Source organism: Aliiglaciecola sp. NS0011-25 (assembly GCF_040370605.1).
GTDB lineage: Bacteria > Pseudomonadota > Gammaproteobacteria > Enterobacterales > Alteromonadaceae > Aliiglaciecola > Aliiglaciecola lipolytica_A.
On the sequence record NZ_BAABWR010000033.1, the window covers coordinates 1 to 21,303 of the forward strand.

A 21,303-nucleotide genomic window follows, 5' to 3' on the forward strand; every position below is an offset into this window, starting at 1 on the left:
ATGTGAAGTTGAGATTGTGATACCACGCTCACGCTCTTCTGGAGCGTTATCGATTTGATCAAATGCTGATGCTGCACCACCGTAGGTCTTTGCAAGAACTGTAGTGATTGCCGCTGTAAGCGTAGTTTTACCATGGTCAACGTGGCCAATTGTACCGACGTTTACATGGGGTTTCGTGCGTTCAAACTTTTCTTTAGCCATTTTTCTCGTTTCCTAATTTAAAAGTCCGACCCTGTAACAGACCGGACCGAACCTTCATTTAGATTAATTTCTTGCTTCAACTATCGCTTTAGTCACATTATTTGGTGCTTCAGCATAGTTAAAGAATTCCATAGAGTATGAAGCTCGCCCCTGCGTTGCGCTTCGCAATGCAGTAGCATAGCCAAACATTTCCGAAAGAGGAACCTTAGCACGTACAATTTTTATACCTGCCACCCCTTCATCCATGCCATCAATTACGCCGCGACGACGATTTAAGTCACCCACGACATCACCCATCCAGTCTTCTGGAGTGGTGACTTCAACTTTCATAGTCGGCTCAAGCAGTACAGGATTGGCAATCTCTACACCTTTCCTAAAGCCCATTGAACCGGCTATCTTAAACGCCATTTCAGAAGAGTCAACATCATGGAATGAACCATCAAACAAAGTGACTTTGACATCCAACACTGGGTAACCAGCTAGGACACCATTTTGCATCTGTTCTTGGATACCTTTATCTACTGAAGGAATGTATTCTTTGGGAACGATTCCGCCCACAATTTCATTCACAAATTCGTAGCCTGCACCTTCTTCGTTTGGTTCAATTTTCAGCCAAACATGTCCATATTGACCACGTCCACCTGATTGACGAACAAACTTTCCTTCCACTTCGACACTTTTACGAATCGTCTCTCGATATGCAACTTGGGGTTTACCCACATTACATTCGACATTAAATTCACGCTTCATGCGGTCAACAATGATATCCAAATGCAACTCACCCATTCCTGAGATAATTGTTTGTCCGGACTCTTCGTCGGTTTTTACGCGGAAAGAAGGATCTTCTGCAGCAAGTTTACCCAAAGCAACGCCCATTTTATCTTGGTCAGCTTGAGAACGAGGCTCTACCGCAATAGAAATAACCGGTTCAGGGAATTCCATACGTTCGAGGGTAATGATGTGGTTTGGATCACACAAGGTGTCTCCAGTTGTCACATCTTTCATTCCAATTGCTGCCGCGATATCACCAGCGCGCACTTCTTTTAACTCTTCACGGTCTTTAGCATGCATTTGCACGATTCGACCAAAGCGTTCACGTTTACCTTTTACAGCGTTATAAACAGCATCACCTGTATTTACCACGCCGGAATAACAACGGAAGAAGGTTAAAGTCCCTACAAATGGGTCAGTGGCAATTTTAAACGCTAAGGCAGCAAACGGTTCGCTATCGTCAGCATGACGTTCAGCTTCTGTTTCATTCTTATCACTTAGTACGCCAGTGATTGCAGGTACATCAACCGGTGCTGGCAAGAACTCGATAACGGAATCAAGAACAGCCTGTACACCTTTATTTTTAAATGCTGAACCGCATGTCGCCACTACAATTTCATTTTTGAGTGTACGTATACGTAGTCCAGTTTTAATTTCTTCCTCGGAAAGCTCTTCACCTTCCAAATATTTATTCATCAATTCATCAGAGGCTTCCGCGGCAGCTTCAACCATCTCGGTGCGAAGTTCATTCGCCCTGTCCAGTAAATCTGCAGGTACATCTTCATATAAAAAGGTCATACCTTGATCAGCTTCATTCCAATTAATGGCTTTCATCTTGATCAAGTCAATGACGCCTTTGAAGTTCTCTTCAGCACCAATGTTCAATTGAATAGGTACACAAGTAGCACCTAAACGATTGTGAATTTGCTTAACTACACGATCGAAGTCAGCACCCGTACGGTCCATTTTATTGACAAATACCATGCGCGGAACACGGTATTTATCAGCTTGGCGCCATACAGTCTCAGATTGGGGTTCAACGCCCGATGAGCCACAGAACACAACTACCGCACCATCTAACACTCGTAAAGAACGTTCAACTTCAATAGTGAAGTCAACGTGCCCTGGGGTGTCAATGATGTTGATTCTGTGCTGGTCATATTGTTGTTGCATGCCAGACCAGAAACAAGTAGTGGCTGCAGAGGTAATAGTAATCCCCCGCTCCTGCTCTTGCTCCATCCAATCCATGGTAGCAGCGCCATCATGGACTTCACCAATCTTGTGAGACAAGCCGGTATAAAATAAAACGCGCTCAGTCGTGGTCGTTTTACCCGCGTCAACGTGGGCAACGATTCCGATATTGCGATAGCGTTCAATTGGATGTTTACGAGCCATTTAATCCTCTCTAAGAAACTTTGACTACCAACGGTAGTGTGCGAACGCCTTGTTCGCTTCAGCCATACGGTGAACGTCTTCACGTTTCTTAACCGCAGAGCCTCTGTTCTCAGACGCATCTAACATTTCAGCTGCTAGGCGCTGAGCCATAGATTTTTCACCACGCTTACGTGCGGCATCAACCATCCAACGCATACCTAATGCATTACGACGAACAGGACGAACTTCTACAGGTACTTGGTACGTAGAACCACCAACACGACGAGACTTAACCTCGACTGTAGGGCGGATGTTATCCAATGCTTCTTCGAATACATCTAGGTGAGCTTTACTGGTTTTTTCAGCAACGATGTCTAATGCACCGTAAACAATTTTTTCAGCAGTAGATTTTTTACCGTCCAACATGACAACGTTCATGAATTTGGCAAGTAATTGTGATCCGAACTTAGGATCTGGTAGGATTTTTCGTTGACCTACGACTCGTCTTCTTGGCATCTTAATATTCTCCGTGGGAATTCAGGTATAACCCAAAACTCTAAATTTAATAGTTTGGCCTTACTAACGGAGAACCGTTAAGACTTAGGCCTTTTTGCGCCGTATTTAGAACGGGCTTGTTTACGGTCGTTAACGCCTGCGCAGTCTAAAGTACCGCGAACAGTGTGGTAACGAACACCTGGTAAATCTTTAACACGACCACCACGAATAAGAACAACACTATGCTCTTGTAGGTTGTGACCTTCACCACCGATATATGAAGAAACTTCAAAACCGTTGGTTAAACGAACACGGCATACTTTACGTAAAGCTGAGTTCGGCTTCTTTGGCGTGGTGGTATATACGCGTGTACATACTCCACGTTTTTGTGGGCAAGCCTGTAAGGCAGCGACGTTGCTTTTTTCAACGGGCTTCTTACGAGGAGAGCGCACTAACTGGTTAACTGTTGCCATTAACTAGGGCTCCTGGTTAATAAAAAACTACTGTTTGCCCGTTTTACCGGGCGCTGAAAGCGAAAAATCCGCGACCAAAAACTTGCATTAGCAAATTTCGGGTCGCGGAATTCTATAGATCATAAAACAAACTGTCAAGAAAAGTCTTTGACTAACTAGGGTCAGCCAAAGATATTTCTAAATTTTCTTACTCGTTGTTAGAACTGTCACCAGCTTCAGCGTTTAACGCTTCAGTTAGGGCAAGTTCAGCTTCAGAGGCAGATACTGATGTTTCTTCAACCATCTTAGCAGCTTGTTTCATTTTCGCTCGGTTTTGGTGGTAAGAGAAACCGGTTCCTGCTGGAATCAAACGACCAACAATAACGTTTTCTTTCAAACCACGTAACTCATCTTCTTTACCTTGCACTGCTGCTTCGGTAAGAACACGGGTTGTTTCTTGGAACGAGGCCGCTGAAATGAATGATTCAGTAGACAGTGACGCTTTGGTAATACCAAGCAACTGTGTTTCATACTGAGCAGGAATTTTACCCTGCTTTTCAATTTCACGGTTAGCAACTCTAACGTTCGCAACTTCAACTTGCTCGCCTTCAAGGAATTGAGTATCACCTGGGTGAGTAATCAAACACTTACGCAACATCTGGCGGATGACCACTTCGATGTGCTTATCGTTAATTTTAACCCCTTGTAAGCGGTAAACTTCTTGTACTTCGTTAACAATGTAGTTAGCAACTGCACTGATACCACGAAGGCGCAAGATGTCATGAGGTGACTCTGGACCATCGGCGATTACTTCACCTTTTTCTACAGATTCACCTTCAAACACGTTAAGTTGACGCCATTTAGGAATCATCTCTTCGTAATGATCACCTTCTTTAGGCGTAATAACTAAGCGCTTTTTACCTTTTGTTTCTTTACCAAAGCCGATAGTACCGGAAACTTCAGCAAGAATTGCAGGCTCTTTAGGCTTACGTGCTTCGAACAAGTCAGCAACACGCGGTAGACCACCGGTGATGTCACGAGTTTTCGAACTTTCTTGAGGTATACGTGCTAGCACGTCACCTTCACGAGCCATCATACCGTCAGAGGCTTCGATTGTAGTAAAGCTAGGCAGACGAATTTCCTGCAATCCAACTTCATCACTTTCTAGAATAAGTTTAGGTTCTTTAGCGTTCGCTTTAGTTAAATCTTTAACTACGATACGGGTTAGACCGGTTAACTCATCTTGCTGCATTTCGGTATTCGAATCATCAACATCAGCAAAGCTAATTTTAGCCTTACGTTCTGTAATAATTGGATGCGAATGCGGATCCCAGTTCGCGATAACATCGCCAGCACTAATAGCTGCGTTATCATCAACAGAAAGGATTGCACCGTAAGGCACTTTATAACGTTCTTTTTCACGACCTTGGTCGTCGATAACGGTCAATTCAGTAGAACGTGAAACTATAACGACTTTGTCGTCAGCATTACGCACATACTTAGCATTGTGTAATTTCAATGTACCAGTTGTTTTAACTTGTACACTGTTCTCAGCAGATGCTCTTGATGCCGCACCACCGATGTGGAACGTACGCATGGTTAACTGTGTACCAGGTTCACCGATTGACTGTGCGGCGATAACACCAACAGATTCACCGAATCCAACCATGTGTCCACGAGCCAAGTCACGTCCGTAACATCTTGCACAAACACCGAAGTCGTTGTCACAAGTGATAACCGAGCGAACCAAGATTTGGTCTACTGAGTTAACTTCTAACATGTCAACCAAACCTTCATCTAGTAGCGTATTACGTTCTACTAAGATTTCGTTAGTACCTGGCTTAATTACGTCTTCAGCTACGACACGACCCAATACGCGTTCACGCAATGGTTCTACAACGTCACCACCTTCGATAAGAGGAGTCATTTTAACCCCTTCGAAAGTGCCACAGTCTTCAGTGTTAATGACCAAATCTTGTGCAACGTCAACCAAACGACGAGTTAGGTAACCCGAGTTAGCTGTCTTCAATGCTGTATCGGCCAAACCTTTACGAGCACCGTGAGTAGAGATAAAGTACTGAAGTACATTTAGACCTTCACGGAAGTTCGCTGTGATAGGCGTTTCAATGATTGAACCATCTGGTTTCGCCATCAGACCACGCATACCCGCCAACTGACGAATCTGAGCAGCACTACCACGAGCACCAGAGTCAGCCATCATGAACACTGAGTTGAAAGAGTCTTGCTCTTCCATTTCACCGTCACGGTTTTTAACTGATTCTTTAGACAAGTTTGACATCATTGCTTTAGCAACGTCTTCGTTTGCACGAGACCAAATATCAATAACTTTGTTATAACGTTCACCAGCGGTAACAAGACCTGATTGGAACTGTTCCTGAATTTCGAATACTTCTTCTTCAGCAGCTTCAATGATGTCTTTCTTCGCATCTGGAATAACCATGTCATCAATACCAACTGACGCACCAGCGATCATCGCATAGTGGAAACCGGTATACATGATTTGGTCAGCTGCGATAACCGTATCTTTCAAACCTAGTACACGGTAACAAGCGTTCAACAAACGTGAAATCTGCTTTTTACCCATAGCTTGGTTGATAATTTCAAACGGCAAACCTTTAGGCAAAATCAAAGAGAAAATAGCACGACCAACTGTAGTATCAGTTAATGTTACTTTTTCCTGTTTGTTACCATCAGCATCTACGTCATATTCAGTGATACGAACTTTAACGCGAGCATGAAGTTCAGCATTACCTGTACGGTAAGCTTTTTCAGCTTCATGTGGGCTGGTAAATACCATGCCTTCACCCAAACCGTTTACACGGTCACGAGTAAGGTAGTACAAACCTAATACAACGTCCTGTGAAGGTACGATGATTGGCTCACCGTTAGCAGGTGACAAAATGTTGTTAGTAGACATCATCAATGCACGAGCTTCTAGCTGCGCTTCGATTGTCAACGGTACGTGTACCGCCATTTGGTCACCATCGAAGTCAGCGTTATACGCCGCACACACTAGTGGGTGCAATTGTATCGCTTTACCTTCGATCAAAATTGGTTCAAACGCTTGTATACCCAAACGGTGAAGAGTAGGTGCACGGTTAAGCAGAACTGGATGTTCGCGGATAACGTCATCTAGTACGTCCCAAACTTCCGGTGCTTCGCGCTCTACTAATTTCTTAGCCGCTTTGATAGTAGTCGCTAGACCACGTCCTTCTAATTTTCCGTAGATGAACGGCTTGAACAATTCCAATGCCATTTTCTTTGGAAGTCCACACTGATGTAGACGAAGAGTAGGACCAACAGTAATAACTGAACGACCAGAGTAATCAACACGCTTACCTAGCAAGTTCTGACGGAAACGACCTTGTTTACCTTTGATCATATCAGCCAAAGATTTAAGAGGACGTTTGTTAGAACCAGTAATAGCACGACCACGACGACCGTTATCAAGAAGTGCATCAACAGCTTCTTGCAACATACGTTTTTCGTTGCGCACGATGATATCAGGTGCAGCAAGGTCAAGAAGACGTTTCAAACGGTTGTTACGGTTGATTACACGACGATATAAATCGTTCAAATCTGAAGTTGCAAAACGACCGCCATCTAGTGGTACCAATGGACGTAAATCCGGTGGTAAAACGGGTAATACAGTCATGATCATCCACTCAGGCTTGTTACCTGATTGTTGGAATGATTCAAGCAATTTCAAACGTTTAGTAATTTTCTTACGCTTAGTTTCAGAATTGATGCTAGGCAATTCTTCACGCATTGCGACTACATCAGCATCAACATCTAATACTTTAAGTAATTCGAATACTGCCTCAGCACCCATTTTAGCGTCGAATTCATCACCATGTTCTTCCAAAGAATCTAAGTATTCTTCTTCAGTTAAAAGTTGAGAACGCTCTAGGGTTGTCATACCGGGTTCGGTTACAACATAAGATTCGAAATAAAGTACACGTTCGATATCACGCAATGTCATATCTAACATCAAACCAATCCGAGACGGCAATGATTTCAAAAACCAAATATGCGCGACCGGGCTAGCCAATTCGATATGACCCATACGCTCACGACGTACTTTAGTTAATGTAACTTCAACGCCACATTTTTCACAAATCACACCACGGTGTTTAAGGCGTTTGTATTTACCACACAAACACTCATAGTCTTTTACCGGACCAAAAATACGGGCACAGAAAAGGCCATCGCGCTCTGGTTTGAACGTACGGTAGTTAATGGTTTCAGGTTTCTTAACCTCACCAAAAGACCACGAACGGACCATGTCCGGAGAAGCAAGACCGATTCGAATATTATCGAACTCTTCGGTTTTGTTCTGTTGCTTAAGAAACTTTAATAAGTCTTTCACTTTTTTCTCCCAGCGGAGTGGTGTTACAAAACCCGACTAACCTATTTGGCTAGTCAGGCTCTCCTTTCTTTCGCTCAATCAGAGCAAACTAGTCGTTCTGCTCTTCTAACTCGATATTGATACCCAATGAGCGGATTTCTTTCAACAATACGTTGAAGGATTCCGGCATACCAGGTTCCATACGATGATCGCCATCCACAATGTTTTTATACATTTTGGTACGGCCATTAACGTCATCGGATTTCACAGTTAGCATTTCTTGCAAGGTATAAGCGGCACCGTATGCTTCTAGTGCCCACACTTCCATCTCTCCGAAACGCTGTCCACCAAATTGAGCTTTACCACCCAATGGTTGCTGTGTAACCAAGCTGTAAGAACCAGTTGAACGTGCATGCATTTTGTCATCAACCAAGTGGTTAAGTTTCAGCATATACATGTAACCTACGGTTACAGGACGTTCAAATGCGCGGCCAGTACGACCGTCAAACAACGTGATTTGTCCGCTTTCTGGAATATCAGCCAACAGTAACAAGTCTTTAATTTCTCGTTCCGTTGCACCATCAAATACAGGCGTTGCGATAGGTACACCTTTACGCAAGTTTTCAGCAAGACGTCTAACTTCATCATCTGTAAAGCTTTCAATGTCTACAACTTGATGGGATTTACCTGAGTTATACACTTCTGTTAAGAAGCTTCTTAACTTAGTTAATTCTTCTTGCTCTTTGATCATGCGATCAATCTTCACACCCAAACCGTGAGCAGCCATGCCCAGGTGAGTTTCAAGAATCTGACCGATGTTCATCCGCGAAGGTACACCAAGTGGGTTAAGTACGATGTCTACAGGAGTTCCGTTTGCATCGTAAGGCATATCTTCCACTGGTTGGATAGTCGAGATAACACCTTTGTTACCGTGACGACCGGCCATTTTATCACCAGGCTGGATATGACGTTTAACCGCCAAGTAAACTTTAACAATCTTCAACACACCCGGCGCTAAGTCATCACCTTGAGTGATTTTGCGACGTTTGATTTCAAACTTGTTATCGAAATCAAGTTTGATTTCACTGTGTTGTTCAGCGATTTGATCAAGTTCTAACTGTGCATCTTCATCTTGTAGCGTAAGGTCGAACCATTTTTCACGAGGCATACTGTCAAGCTTAGCTTGATCAATACCATTGCGAAGCAATAGGTTAGTCGCTCGCGCAAAGATACCGTCGGCTAAAATACCGAACTCATCACCCAAGTCTTTTTTGACTTGACGTAATTGCATATCTTCAATCTCAAGAGCACGTTTATCTTTTTCAACACCATCACGGGTGAAAACTTGAACGTCAATAACTGTACCGTGAACAGAGTTAGGTACACGCAAAGAAGTATCTTTAACGTCTGACGCTTTTTCACCGAAGATGGCTCTTAAAAGTTTTTCTTCTGGCGTAAGCTGGGTTTCACCTTTAGGGGTAACTTTACCAACTAAGATATCGCCACCTTTTACTTCGGCGCCGATATAGACCACACCTGACTCATCCAGTTTTCCAAGAGCAGATTCACCAACGTTTGGTATATCAGCACTTATCTCTTCAGGACCAAGCTTAGTATCACGAGCAATACAGCTTAGTTCTTGAATATGGATAGTTGTGAAGCGATCTTCTTGGGCTACACGCTCAGAAATAAGGATTGAATCCTCAAAGTTATAACCATTCCAAGGCATAAATGCGATACGCATATTTTGACCCAATGCCAACTCACCTAAATCAGTGGAAGGACCATCGGCCAATACGTCACCAGTAACAATAGGGTCACCTACATTACAAGTTGGTTTTTGGTTAATACATGTATTCTGGTTTGAACGGGTGTATTTAGTAAGGTTGTAGATATCAATACCTGCTTCGCCAGCAGCCATTTCTTCTTCATTAACCTTAATAACTATGCGACTCGCATCAACATAATCAACAGTACCACCGCGTTTAGCGATAATAGTTACACCTGAATCTACAGCAACCGTTTTTTCCATACCTGTTCCAACTAAAGGCTTATCAGCTTTTAGAGTTGGTACAGCTTGACGTTGCATGTTTGCACCCATCAATGCGCGGTTAGCATCATCGTGTTCCAAGAACGGGATGATTGATGCCGCAACAGATACGATTTGCTGTGGAGAAACATCCATATACTTGATGTCTTCAATTTGCATCAAAGTAGTCTCACCACGGTAGCGGCAAGGGATAAGTTCTTCAGTCAGTTTACCATCATCGTCTAAAACAACGTTTGCCTGTGCGATTGCGAATTGACCTTCTTCGATAGCAGAAAGGTAATCGATATCGTCAGTAACAACGCCGTCAACAATTTTACGATAAGGAGTTTCAAGGAAACCAAAGTCATTGGTACGAGCAAAACTCGAAAGCGAGTTAATCAAACCGATGTTTGGACCTTCAGGAGTTTCAATTGGACAAACACGACCATAGTGAGTCGGATGTACGTCTCGTACTTCAAAACCTGCGCGTTCACGAGTCAAACCACCTGGGCCTAATGCAGAAATACGACGTTTGTGCGTCACTTCTGAAAGCGGGTTGTTTTGGTCCATGAACTGAGATAATTGGCTAGAGCCAAAGAACTCTTTAACTGCCGCTGAGATTGGCTTAGCGTTAATCAAATCCTGTGGCATTATCGCGTCAAGGTCGCCTAAACTTAGGCGCTCTTTAACTGCACGTTCAACACGTACTAAGCCAACACGGAATTGATTTTCTGCCATTTCACCAACAGAACGGATACGACGGTTACCTAAGTGATCGATATCATCCACTTCATCTTTACCATCACGGATGGTAATCAATTGCTTCATTACCGCAATGATATCTTTTTTATCTAGCGTACCTTCGCCAATCAGTTCTTCACGACCTAGACGACGGTTAAACTTCATTCTACCTACAGCTGACAAATCATAACGATCATCAGAGAAGAATAAGTTACCAAATAAGGTTTCAGCAGCGTCTTTAGTTGGAGGCTCACCAGGACGCATCATACGATAAATCTCAACCAAAGCCTCTAAGCGATTGGAAGAACTATCAATACGTAGCGTGTCTGAAATGTATGCACCGTGATCCAATTCATTAATATAAAGAGTATCAAATGAGTCAATTTTTGATTCTAGTAACGCTTCAAGTGTTTCCACTGTCAATTCGTCATTAGCATTAACAATTACTTCACCCGTTTCTTCATTAATGTGATCTTTAGCGATAACACGACCAACTAGGAACTCAGCAGGAACTTCAAGCTCTGTCACTTTTGCTTTTTCAAGAGCACGAGTATGACGAGCAGAAATACGACGACCGGTTTCTACTAGAACATTTCCTTCGCCATCTAGGATGTCAAACTGTGCAGTTTCACCACGTAGACGCTCAGGAACGATGTCCATCATGAATTTTTCATCCACTATTTTGATAAGATCTTTATCAAAGAACTCATCAAGAATTTCTTCAGTGGGCATTTCCAATGCACGTAACATGATAGTCGCAGGTAATTTACGGCGACGATCGATACGAACATATAAATTATCTTTCGGGTCAAATTCGAAGTCTAACCAAGAACCACGGTAAGGAATAACACGTGCGTTATAAAGCACTTTACCTGATGAGTGTGTTTTTCCTTTATCATGATCGAAGAAAACACCAGGTGAACGGTGAAGTTGAGACACGATAACGCGCTCAGTTCCATTGATCACAAAAGTACCGTTTTCGGTCATGAGTGGTATTTCACCCATGTAAACTTCTTGCTCTTTGATATCCTTAACCGTTCCAGGAGCGGCTTCTTTATCGAACAACACAAGACGAAGCTTAACCCTAAGTGGCGCAGAATAAGTTACACCACGGATTTGACATTCTTTAACGTCAAAAACAGGCTCACCTAAACGGTAGCTCACATATTGTAATTCAGAATTACCTGAATAACTTTTTATGGGAAAAACTGATCTAAATGCAGCTTCTAGTCCATAATGGCCGTCAACATCGATGTCGATAAACTTCTTAAAAGAATCGAGCTGGATTGAAAGAAGGTAAGGTATCTCTAATACCTGCGGGCGTTTGCCAAAATCCTTACGGATACGTTTCTTTTCGCTATTGGAGTAAACCATGGGTTCCTCAGCATTCTGATTTTTGACCCAACTTGCCTAGTAAAGCGCTTTTACTAAACAAACTTCAAGCACCCTTTGGGCGCGATCTTCAAGCATACACCAATTTTTCTAAAGTTTTAACACTTAACTTATTGGTTTTATGTCACTTTTAATCACGGTTGCGCATCAATTCGAAGGATAGTTCTAAAGGGTATAAATGCCCTATCCTACAGCGCAAAAAGGCTGGTGATTAAATAATCACCAGCCCGAGCCTTTTCAGGCAAGCAATCTGCCAACAGACAAATTACTTAAGTTCCACTTCTGCGCCAGCTGCTTCAAGTTCAGCTTTAAGTGCTTCAGCTTCTTCTTTAGCCAAACCTTCTTTGATAGCTTTAGGTGCTGATTCAACAACATCTTTAGCTTCTTTAAGACCTAGGCCAGTTGCGCCACGTACTGCTTTGATAACAGCAACTTTGTTAGCGCCAAATGAAGTCATTACAACGTCAAATTCTGTTTGCTCTGCAGCAGCTTCAGCAGCTACAGCAGGACCAGCAACAGCAACAGCCGCTGCAGCAGAAACGTTGAATTTTTCTTCAGCTGCTTCGATTAACTCTACCAATTCCATAACTGGCATTTCAGCAATCGCGTTTAATATATCATCTTTAGTTAGAGCCATTTTCTCTAAACTCCTGGGGTTATTAGTTGTTAAAAAATTTAATGCCAAACACGAAAATTATTTTTCGTCTTTGATCGCCGCCAATACACGCACAAACTTGCCTGGAACTTCGTTGATTGTACGAACGAATTTCTCGGCTGGTGCTTTGAAGGTAGCAAGTAATTTTGCTAGAGCTTCGTCGCGAGTCGGAAGTGAAGCAACTGCGTCCAATTTTTCAGGACCCAATAAACCACTGCCGATTGAAAGTGCAGTTACTTTAAGCTTGTCATTTCCTTTACTAAAATCTTTGAATAGACGTGCTGCACCGCCAGGTGCGTCTATTGAAAATCCGTAAATTAGAGGACCAGTTAAAGCTTCTTCAATATCAGAAAACTTACTGTCTGCTAAACCACGTTTTGCAAGTGTATTACGTACTACTTTAACGTATACGCCTTGCTCACGAGCTTTAACACGCAGGTCAGTCAGTTCTGAAACTTCCATCCCACGGTATTCAGCGACGGCAACGGATAGAGCTCGAGATGCAACTTCACTTACTTCTGCTACGATCTCTTTTTTTGCTGCTAAACCTAGTGCCACTGAGTTCACCTCTTGTTAACTGAATGCAATTTCATAATGATTTCACATTCAGAGTTCCAGATTGATAAACCGTTGAATACTGCCAAACAATATTCGCTGATTTACCGCTCTACGGTGTTCGTTTCCCCAGAGAGTCTGAGTCGAAACCACCGTCTGCGCAGGCATTTTACGTATTAAGCGAAATATTTAATGTAGGTGCTCTCTTACTTCACCTACTATTTCGCACCTGCGGTCTTGGACGGGAGCATGATTTTTAACTTAGTTAAAAACAGCTCCAACCCATAACCTTTAGAGAGATGAGCAATTGCTCATAAGCCAATTAAGATAACTGAGTTATCTAATTGGTAATTTATTTCAAGCCTAGGCTTACTGGATCAAGTGTTACGCCAGCACCCATTGTGGTACTAAGGCTAACTTTCTTGAAGTAAGCACCTTTAGCAGAAGAAGGTTTAGCTTTCTTCAATGCTTCTAGCAAGGCATCAAGGTTTTCTTGAATCTGGTTTGCTTCAAAAGCGATTTTACCAATGCTTGCATGGATAATTCCGTTTTTGTCGTTTCTGTAACGAACTTGACCAGCTTTTGCATTTTTAACAGCAGTTGCTACGTCTGGAGTCACAGTGCCAGTTTTAGGGTTAGGCATAAGTCCACGAGGACCTAAGATTTGACCCAACTGACCTACAACGCGCATTGCATCTGGAGAAGCAACTACTACGTCAAAGTTCATTTCGCCTTTCTTGACTAGCTCAGCAAGATCTTCCATACCAACGATGTCAGCACCAGCTTCTTTAGCTGCTTCTGCGTTAGCGCCTTGAGTAAATACTGCTACGCGAACGTCTTTACCAGTTCCGTTTGGAAGCACAGTTGCTCCACGTACGTTTTGGTCAGATTTACGAGCATCAATACCAAGGTTAACTGAAACATCTACACTTTCAGCAAACTTTGCAGTAGCTAATTCTTTCAACAAAGCAACAGCTTCATTAATTTCGTATTCTTTAGTTGCGTCAACTTTCTCGCGAATAGTGCGCATACGTTTAGTTAATTTAGCCATGTCTTATCCCTCTACTACCAAGCCCATGCTGCGAGCAGAGCCAGCGATGGTACGAACAGCTGCATCAAGATCGGCTGCAGTCAGGTCAGGTTCTTTAGTTTTTGCAATTTCTTCCAATTGCGCGCGCGTCACCTTACCCACTTTTTCAGTGTTAGGACGGCCAGAACCACTCTTAATACCAGCTGCTTTCTTCAATAAGAAAGACGCAGGTGGAGTTTTGGTTTCAAAGGTAAATGAACGGTCTTCATATACAGTGATAACTACTGGAACTGGAGCACCTTTTTCAAGGCTGTCTGTAGCTGCGTTAAACGCTTTACAGAATTCCATGATGTTAACACCTTTAGCACCTAGTGCAGGACCAACAGGTGGACTTGGGTTAGCAGAACCAGCTGCAACCTGAAGCTTAATTAAGCCTGTGATTTTTTTAGCCATTATCTCTCTCTCAAATTTGGGTCTATCGCCTCGCAAAACATAGAGATTGTTTGCTCAATCGGCTTCCCATAAAAATTAACGGTCGCGAATTATAGATTACATATTCGGGCTACGCAACACTTATATACGGATATTTAATTATTTAAGTCATTCTGACAGAATTATTTTTAGCAGATGGGCGCTACTAACAATTTATGAATCGAGAATTTACTGTTTATCTTTCACGCTTTGCTGTTTGGAAAAAAATACCTTTTTGGCTTGATACATCTCGATCAACCGCTTTTTTAGTGCTGGTTCCCGTTCAATCAATTTTTCAGCATAGGCTAGTGACGCTTGTTTCTCTTGTTGAACCTGCATTGCAACATCATCATCAGAAGGTAAAGCCGCCGATGCGCGCATCGCGATTTCAGTTAACTGTGTTTTCTTGGCTAAAAAATATTGGGGGTAACAAGCTCTTTGAGTAATCCGGCCCGCACCTTGTTTTCGCTCTCGTTTACATTTCACTTTAAATTTAGGGTTATCGACTAGATCATTGTAGTAATCGTAAAATTCAAGTTCTGTTTTAACCATTTGTTGGCGATAGAAATATAATGGTTTAGTGCCAACAACTTCGATCTGCTCAACTCTTCGTTGTGGCTCTGGCTGGCTGCTTACTTGAGCAAATAAGGTGGCGCTTTGTACGAAGCTAACACAGAGTATGATGCATATGTTTACAATGCACTTTTTTAGCTGCATAAAAATAATTCCCTTTATTAAGAATGCTCATGAAATGAAATAATATATTGAATGCCAAACTTAACGTTTTAAGTAAAACAAAACAAGCCTACACCGCTTAATTGGTTGGCTATGGAAATGATAATGTAAGAGCTTAAATGGCTAACTTACAGCGTGAAAAATTTACATAGACAAATATCATTTTTACTAAACATACGCAGCCTGCTGTTAAACCTAAATTATTTAAGTAGAACAAAAATCATCGCTGAATTGCTCTGGAAGCCCTAGAAATTCTCACCTTAACGAAAAAAAACAGCACAGTGTTTCCGATTTGATACAGTGGCTACACATCGCTGCTTACCGACCTTTTCAATTATTACCAGAGCTCTTTGCACAAGGTGTCTGTTTTAACAGACATTAAACCAAGGTATAGAATACATTCTTTACCAAAACTTCCTTTTTAACGCCTCTTTAAACTCTCTTTGGAATCAGCAAGAAATAAAAACACCATTAAAAACAATAATATAAAATAATCAAAAGCAGAATCCGACTTTAAAAATGGGTATCACCATTTTTCTGGCCTACTTTCTGCTTGTTACTTAATTATTGAGTATCAAGTTTCATTATTCCCCGGGCCGTTTGTGCAAATTAGTTAAAGACACTTAACAGTGTACAGCTTGATTCTAAACGGCGAAAAAAATAATCATAGGAAGGATAAAAATGTTAAAGCTGGTTGCGAATAAGACCAAAAGAAGAAGTAATAAGCATACATCCACAAAGGTATCTTTGTGGTTTTGCGTTGGTTTAATGCTCCCTAGTAGTTTACTCCTCCCCTCCCAACTAGCGACAGCTCAACAGCCGGTGAGCGCAGAAAAACCTGAAGGTGTTATCACTAAGCCTGATGTAGACAAAATTACATTTGAAATGGTTAAAGGTCAGGCTAAAAAACTATCCGCAGAAGAATATCAAAAACGCTCTACTGAACTGCCTAAAGAATTGGCAAATATGACTTATAGTGAGTATCGAAATATACGCTTCAACCCTCAAAAGGCAATCTGGAAAGACAAGTCAAATTTCGAATTGCAACTATTCCACCCAGGTTTCCTTTACAAAAGTCCAGTGATGCTGCGCTTAGTAGATAGTAATGCTGGAAGCAACACTGTTACCTTTAAGGGAGATAAGTTCATTTATGAAAATGAAGCTTTGCCACTGCAAGGTATCGCGCCTCCTGATGCTGGTTTTGCTGGGTTTCGGGTTCATTACCCCTTAAACACTCCACAATATAAAGATGAATTAGCGGTTTTCTTAGGGGCATCGTACTTTAGGATTGTCGGTCCAGGGCAGGTATATGGAATATCAGCACGAGGATTAGCTATCAATACAGCTCATTCCTCTGGTGAAGAATTTCCTGAATTTACTCGTTTTTGGGTAATTGAGCCTAAAGAAGAAGCCGAAAATTTAATTATTTATGCTTTATTAGAGAGTAAATCGGTAACAGGCGCTTATCGTTTCGAACTTACCGCAGGACTTAACACTGAAGTAAAAGTTAACAGCCAAATATATGCTCGTACTGACGTTGAAAAGCTTGGTGTTGCTCCGTTAACAAGCATGTTGTTGTCTAGTGAAACGACCACTAGGTATTTTGACGATTTCAGACCAGAAGTTCACGACTCCGACGGTTTGTTAATGATCAACTCTCAAGGCGAACAAATATGGCGCCAGCTTAACAACCCAAAAACCTTACAAGTAACCTCAATGCAAGACACCCAACCTAAAGGCTTTGGTTTATTACAACGGGATATTGATTTTGCACATTATTCAGATATCGAAGCGAACTATCACAATCGTCCAGGCATCTGGGTAAAACCAGACAATAATTGGGGAGCAGGTCGCTTAGAGCTTGTGGAAATACCAACGAATTCAGAAACCAATGACAACATCGTAAGTTACTGGGTACCAGATGAGCCTTTTAAGAAAGGCCAAACACGAGAATTTAATTACACCTTGAGCACGGTTTCTGGAGATTTGAAACAAAGTAACCTTGCCACCGTTGTTCGCGCAATGAATAGCTGGGCAGCTTTGCCAGGTGAGAACAATCCTGCGGATAAAAGTGTACGTAAAATTATCGTCGACTTTTCTGCGAATCAATTAACAAATTTAACTCAAAACGTTCCTATCCAAGCTGATTTACAAGTAAGTGGCGGCAAATATGACGAATTGATTGTCAGTCAACTACCTGACAAAAAAAGCTGGAGAGTGTCGTTTACACTGACTGCTGACCAAGATAGAGCCGTGGACATGAGATTATCACTGTCTCTGAGAGGCAAGCCTATTAGTGAAGTGTGGAACTATGTTTGGAGTCGAAATGAAATCGAATAATCATCAAGAGGGAGTTCACATGTCTACTTCTACGAATGAACACTTTATTAAAGCATCCGCAAAAACAGCACGTAAATATAGCTATGCGTTTTTGGTACTTGCCACCGCCATCGTAGGCGGATGGGCGATGACTGATATATTTTCAGTAGATGGATTTACGGCTATAGAAATAGTTTTGCTGTTCCTATTTACCCTAACCTTTGTTTGGATTTCAGCGGCATTTTGGAGCGCGATTATAGGTTTTACCCTGCTTATGTTGCGAAGAGATCCTGTAACCCTCAAACAAGCGCTGCGCAAAAATCAGGCAGGCAGTCTGGACCCAAACCAGCGTCAGGCGATTATAATGCCGGTCTATAATGAAGATACCAACCGCATAATGTCTGGCTTTGAAGCATGTATTAAGGAAATCGAAAAATCGGGAAGTTTACAATATTTTGATTTTTACATGTTAAGTGACACCCAACAGAAACCGCTGATTGAAGCCGAACTAGTGGCATGGAATAAATTGACCGCAAGAATGGGTAATGAGGTTGCCTCACACATGTTCTATCGCCGTCGGGAAAAGAATGTAAATCGTAAAGTAGGGAATGTTGCAGATTTTTGCGAACGTTGGGGAGCCAACTATCAATCCATGATTGTGTTAGATGCAGACAGCCTAATGACTGCTGAGAGCATGCTTACGTTGGTGAAAACCCTGCAGAGCAATCCTAAAGCAGGGCTTATTCAAACGGTTCCAATTCCGATTAGACAAAACACACTTTTCGGACGTTTTTTACAATTCGCTTCTAGTTTGTATTGCCCTACTTTAGCTGCAGGCCAGGCATTTTGGCAAACAGACACTGCCAATTATTGGGGACACAATGCAATTATTCGGATTGATGCTTTTATGGCGTCCTGTGGTTTACCGCATCTTCCGGGTGACGTCCCCTTTGGTGGGGAAATCTTAAGCCATGATTTTGTTGAAGCTGCGCTACTAAGGCGAGCTGGTTGGCATGTCTATCTATTAGCTGACCTAGAAGGTAGTTATGAAGAGGTACCGAGTAATATCATTGACTATGCAACCCGCGATCGACGTTGGGTTCAAGGCAACCTACAACATTTGGGATTACTCCGAACGGAAGGCTTGCAAAATATCAGTAAATTACATTTTGTATTAGGTGCATTCGCTTACGTTTCTTCATTAGTATGGTTTGTTTTGCTGTTGCTCAGCACCATAGACGCCACCGTTAGGGCTGCTTCTGATGATGTGTTTTTCACCGCACCTCATCAATTATTTCCAGCGTGGCCAGTAGATAAATCAGATTCCATATTTGCATTACTTTTCGCAACCGCATTACTACTTATAGGACCTAAATTCTTGAGCCTAATCCATGCTCTTGTATACCGTCGGTACGAGTTTGGTGGTGCACTAACGTTAGTGATTAGTACATTGATAGAGATAGTAGTCGCAATTGTAATCGCGCCTTTGATGATGGCATATCACGCCTACTTTGTGTTGAATGCGCTGGCAGGGAAAAACGTAAGTTGGAATGCGCAAAGTCGAGAAGGCAGAACTGTACCTTGGTCCGAAGCAATAAAACGTACCTGGGCTGCTACAACGCTAGCAATTCTTTGGGGTGCATTGACTTGGTATCTGACCCCACTATTGTTTTGGTGGTTAGCGCCAGTGTTACTTGGATTGATTCTGGGTGCGCCAATCATTCATTACTCGAGTAGTTTAAAGCTCGGGATTATGTCACGTAAATACGGCGTCTTCATTTGTCCTTGTGAGGTGATTGAACAGCCTGTAACCAAAAGCTTGAGGTTGAGTCTAAGCAATTTGGATAAACAGAGTCGATATAACAAAACGGTACCTGAACTACCGCCAGAAAGATGGACCAGTATGCCGATTCAAGAACTCAGACCGACTAAAAAAGCGGGTCTTAAACACGGGCAATCAATTACAAACGAATAACCTCTTTGAAACTCAATTAAAGTTTCACCCCACAAACTTAATTTTGTGGGGTTTTTTTTACCTATTAATAATCAATTCCTGTCGATAAGATCTGTTGGCCAGACTTTAGCCGCGCCCAAGAACACAATAGCTCCACGGGCTGAAGCCCGTGCTACAAGGCATTTAGGCGTATTCCTTAAGCCACAAAACCATACCATCCCTGTAGGCGGGTGCTTTAGCCCCGCAGAGCCACAAAACCATACCATCCCTGTAGGCGGGTGCTTTAGCCCCGCAGAGCCACAAAACCATACCATCCCTGTAGGCGGGTGCTTTAGCCCCGCAGAGCCACAAAACCCCCCCATCCCTGTAGGCGGGTGCTTTAGCCCCGCGAATAGCACACATTAAATACCATGGCCTAAAGACCATGCTACATAGGCTTTTGTGCTTTTCTCGAGGCAAAAAAAAGATGCCTATTTAGACATCTTTGTTTTAATTTCTTCGGCGCCATCCTTGGCGCTGGATTCCAGCCTGGTATCTTGAGTGCAGAATTCTGGGGCTAATATACTAAAACCATACTGACCCGTCCTTGGTATTACGTCCAGCCCGCACTTCCTTGAGCGGTCGTGCAGCTGGACGGAGCTTCGCTCCTAATAAAACCAGCTTTACCCATGTCGGTCGTTCAGTCGGCCAAAGCTTCTTCGAAGCTAAAAATTCTGGGAATATTAAACTAAAAAAGACGACCTATAGTCGTCTCTTCGTGCACATCCTGTGGCTGGGTTCCAGCCCGACATCCATGTCGGTCGTTCAGCAAACTGCGAAACTTCGTTTCGGTCTTGCTTCACCCTTTTTCGACTTGGCCGAACTCTAGTTCTACCGGAGTTGAACGACCGAAAATAAGTACTGATACTTTCAAGCGGCTCTTTTCGTAATCGACTTCTTCGACAACGCCGTTGAAATCTGCGAAAGGACCATCGGTAACACGAACCACTTCGCCTGGTTCGAATAATGTTTTTGGTTTTGGCTTGTCTACTGATTCTTCCAAACGATTAAGAATAGCATCTGCTTCTTTCTTAGAAATAGGCATTGGACGATCTGAAGTACCACCAATGAAACCTAACACTCTTGGAACACTTTTAACCAAGTGCCATGAGTCTTCGTTCATTTCCATTTCTACCAGTACATAGCCTGGGAAAAATTTGCGTTCACTTTTGCGTTTTTGGCCAGCTCGCATTTCAACAACTTCTTCGGTAGGTACTAATATTTCACCGAAATAATCTTCCATACCGTTCATTTTGATATGTTCAACTAACGTCTTTTGAACACGTCCTTCATAACCAGAAAATGCTTGTACTACATACCATTTTTTATCAGACATGACTTACACTCCTAAACCGGTAACAAAAGACACGACTTCCACAATACCCATGTCTAAAAGATAAAGAACGATAGACATAAAAGCGGTAGCAGCCAAAACTATCAAAGTAGTGGTAGTTGCTTCTTGTCTTGTGGGCCAAACAACTTTACGCACTTCGACTCGAGATTCTTTTGCAAAAGTTAAGAATGAACTTCCTTTAACCGTGCTGCTGGCAATAAAGCCGGCAATCACCACCAATGCCACAGCACCAAGTGCACGATAAAGCACAGAAATTTCCTGATAATAGGTATTTGCGGCTATCACTCCGCCCAAAATCAAGACGACTACCAACCATTTGAGCATATCCAATGAATTGGATGGTGATTCTGCTTTTTCGCTCATATTC

General features: G+C 42.5%; 15 protein-coding genes. 2 read left to right on the forward strand and 13 right to left on the reverse strand.

Going from position 1 to position 21,303, the window contains the following annotated elements; all coding sequences use genetic code 11:
- The 11 genes from ABWV72_RS20110 to ABWV72_RS20160 form a co-directional block, all read right to left on the reverse strand.
- A partial coding sequence (locus tag ABWV72_RS20110) for a GTP-binding protein (RefSeq protein WP_353372725.1) occupies positions 1-201 on the reverse strand: 201 nt, incomplete at its 3' end.
- Positions 202-264: 63 nt separating this feature from the next.
- Positions 265-2,367, reverse strand: a complete 2,103-nt coding sequence (fusA, locus tag ABWV72_RS20115) for an elongation factor G (RefSeq protein ID WP_353372727.1) — start codon at positions 2,365-2,367, stop codon at positions 265-267.
- Positions 2,368-2,391: 24 nt separating this feature from the next.
- Positions 2,392-2,862, reverse strand: coding sequence for a 30S ribosomal protein S7 (rpsG, locus tag ABWV72_RS20120; RefSeq protein WP_216049829.1), 471 nt, complete (start codon positions 2,860-2,862; stop codon positions 2,392-2,394).
- Positions 2,863-2,939: 77 nt separating this feature from the next.
- Positions 2,940-3,314 (reverse strand): 30S ribosomal protein S12, encoded by a 375-nt coding sequence (rpsL, locus tag ABWV72_RS20125; RefSeq protein WP_216049828.1) that lies wholly within the window; start codon positions 3,312-3,314, stop codon positions 2,940-2,942.
- A 187-nt stretch (positions 3,315-3,501) separates the two neighbouring features.
- A complete protein-coding gene (gene rpoC, locus ABWV72_RS20130; RefSeq protein ID WP_216049827.1) occupies positions 3,502-7,683 on the reverse strand; it encodes a DNA-directed RNA polymerase subunit beta' in 4,182 nt (1,393 codons plus the stop codon).
- An 88-nt stretch (positions 7,684-7,771) separates the two neighbouring features.
- Complete coding sequence (rpoB, locus tag ABWV72_RS20135) at positions 7,772-11,806, reverse strand: DNA-directed RNA polymerase subunit beta (protein WP_216049826.1); 4,035 nt, start codon at positions 11,804-11,806, stop codon at positions 7,772-7,774.
- Between the two features lie 283 nt (positions 11,807-12,089).
- Positions 12,090-12,461, reverse strand: a complete 372-nt coding sequence (gene rplL / locus ABWV72_RS20140; RefSeq protein WP_216049825.1) for a 50S ribosomal protein L7/L12 — start codon at positions 12,459-12,461, stop codon at positions 12,090-12,092.
- Positions 12,462-12,518: 57 nt separating this feature from the next.
- Positions 12,519-13,037 (reverse strand): 50S ribosomal protein L10, encoded by a 519-nt coding sequence (rplJ, locus tag ABWV72_RS20145; RefSeq protein ID WP_216049824.1) that lies wholly within the window; start codon positions 13,035-13,037, stop codon positions 12,519-12,521.
- Between the two features lie 349 nt (positions 13,038-13,386).
- Entirely contained in the window at positions 13,387-14,085 is a 699-nt protein-coding gene (gene rplA / locus ABWV72_RS20150) for a 50S ribosomal protein L1 (protein WP_216049823.1), read from the reverse strand.
- A gap of 3 nt (positions 14,086-14,088) precedes the next feature.
- A complete protein-coding gene (gene rplK / locus ABWV72_RS20155) occupies positions 14,089-14,517 on the reverse strand; it encodes a 50S ribosomal protein L11 (RefSeq protein ID WP_008845951.1) in 429 nt (142 codons plus the stop codon).
- A 207-nt stretch (positions 14,518-14,724) separates the two neighbouring features.
- Entirely contained in the window at positions 14,725-15,252 is a 528-nt protein-coding gene (locus tag ABWV72_RS20160) for a hypothetical protein (RefSeq protein WP_216049822.1), read from the reverse strand.
- 699 nt (positions 15,253-15,951) lie between these two features.
- On the opposite strand from ABWV72_RS20160, the gene ABWV72_RS20165 reads away from it, so the two are divergent.
- Positions 15,952-17,610, forward strand: coding sequence for an OpgD/OpgG family glucan biosynthesis protein (locus tag ABWV72_RS20165; protein WP_353372733.1), 1,659 nt, complete (start codon positions 15,952-15,954; stop codon positions 17,608-17,610).
- 19 nt (positions 17,611-17,629) lie between these two features.
- Positions 17,630-19,564 (forward strand): glucans biosynthesis glucosyltransferase MdoH, encoded by a 1,935-nt coding sequence (mdoH, locus tag ABWV72_RS20170; RefSeq protein WP_342808232.1) that lies wholly within the window; start codon positions 17,630-17,632, stop codon positions 19,562-19,564.
- Between the two features lie 817 nt (positions 19,565-20,381).
- Here the strand turns inward: mdoH and nusG are convergent.
- A complete protein-coding gene (gene nusG / locus ABWV72_RS20175) occupies positions 20,382-20,918 on the reverse strand; it encodes a transcription termination/antitermination protein NusG (RefSeq protein ID WP_216049818.1) in 537 nt (178 codons plus the stop codon).
- 3 nt (positions 20,919-20,921) lie between these two features.
- On the reverse strand, positions 20,922-21,299 hold the full coding sequence (secE, locus tag ABWV72_RS20180) for a preprotein translocase subunit SecE (RefSeq protein ID WP_216049817.1): 378 nt from the start codon (positions 21,297-21,299) through the stop codon (positions 20,922-20,924).
- Between the last annotated feature and the right edge of the window lie 4 nt (positions 21,300-21,303).

What these genes read in the sequence shown, in the direction of transcription:
- rpsG (WP_216049829.1), bottom strand. Translation starts at nt 2,862, where the DNA reads ATGCCAAGAAGACGAGTCGTAGGTCAACGAAAAATCCTACCAGATCCT.
- rplA (WP_216049823.1), bottom strand. Translation starts at nt 14,085, where the DNA reads ATGGCTAAATTAACTAAACGTATGCGCACTATTCGCGAGAAAGTTGAC.
- fusA (WP_353372727.1), bottom strand. Translation starts at nt 2,367, where the DNA reads ATGGCTCGTAAACATCCAATTGAACGCTATCGCAATATCGGAATCGTT.
- rpsL (WP_216049828.1), bottom strand. Translation starts at nt 3,314, where the DNA reads ATGGCAACAGTTAACCAGTTAGTGCGCTCTCCTCGTAAGAAGCCCGTT.
- rplK (WP_008845951.1), bottom strand. Translation starts at nt 14,517, where the DNA reads ATGGCTAAAAAAATCACAGGCTTAATTAAGCTTCAGGTTGCAGCTGGT.
- ABWV72_RS20160 (WP_216049822.1), bottom strand. Translation starts at nt 15,252, where the DNA reads ATGCAGCTAAAAAAGTGCATTGTAAACATATGCATCATACTCTGTGTT.
- rplL (WP_216049825.1), bottom strand. Translation starts at nt 12,461, where the DNA reads ATGGCTCTAACTAAAGATGATATATTAAACGCGATTGCTGAAATGCCA.
- rpoB (WP_216049826.1), bottom strand. Translation starts at nt 11,806, where the DNA reads ATGGTTTACTCCAATAGCGAAAAGAAACGTATCCGTAAGGATTTTGGC.
- mdoH (WP_342808232.1), top strand. Translation starts at nt 17,630, where the DNA reads ATGTCTACTTCTACGAATGAACACTTTATTAAAGCATCCGCAAAAACA.
- ABWV72_RS20165 (WP_353372733.1), top strand. Translation starts at nt 15,952, where the DNA reads ATGTTAAAGCTGGTTGCGAATAAGACCAAAAGAAGAAGTAATAAGCAT.
- secE (WP_216049817.1), bottom strand. Translation starts at nt 21,299, where the DNA reads ATGAGCGAAAAAGCAGAATCACCATCCAATTCATTGGATATGCTCAAA.
- nusG (WP_216049818.1), bottom strand. Translation starts at nt 20,918, where the DNA reads ATGTCTGATAAAAAATGGTATGTAGTACAAGCATTTTCTGGTTATGAA.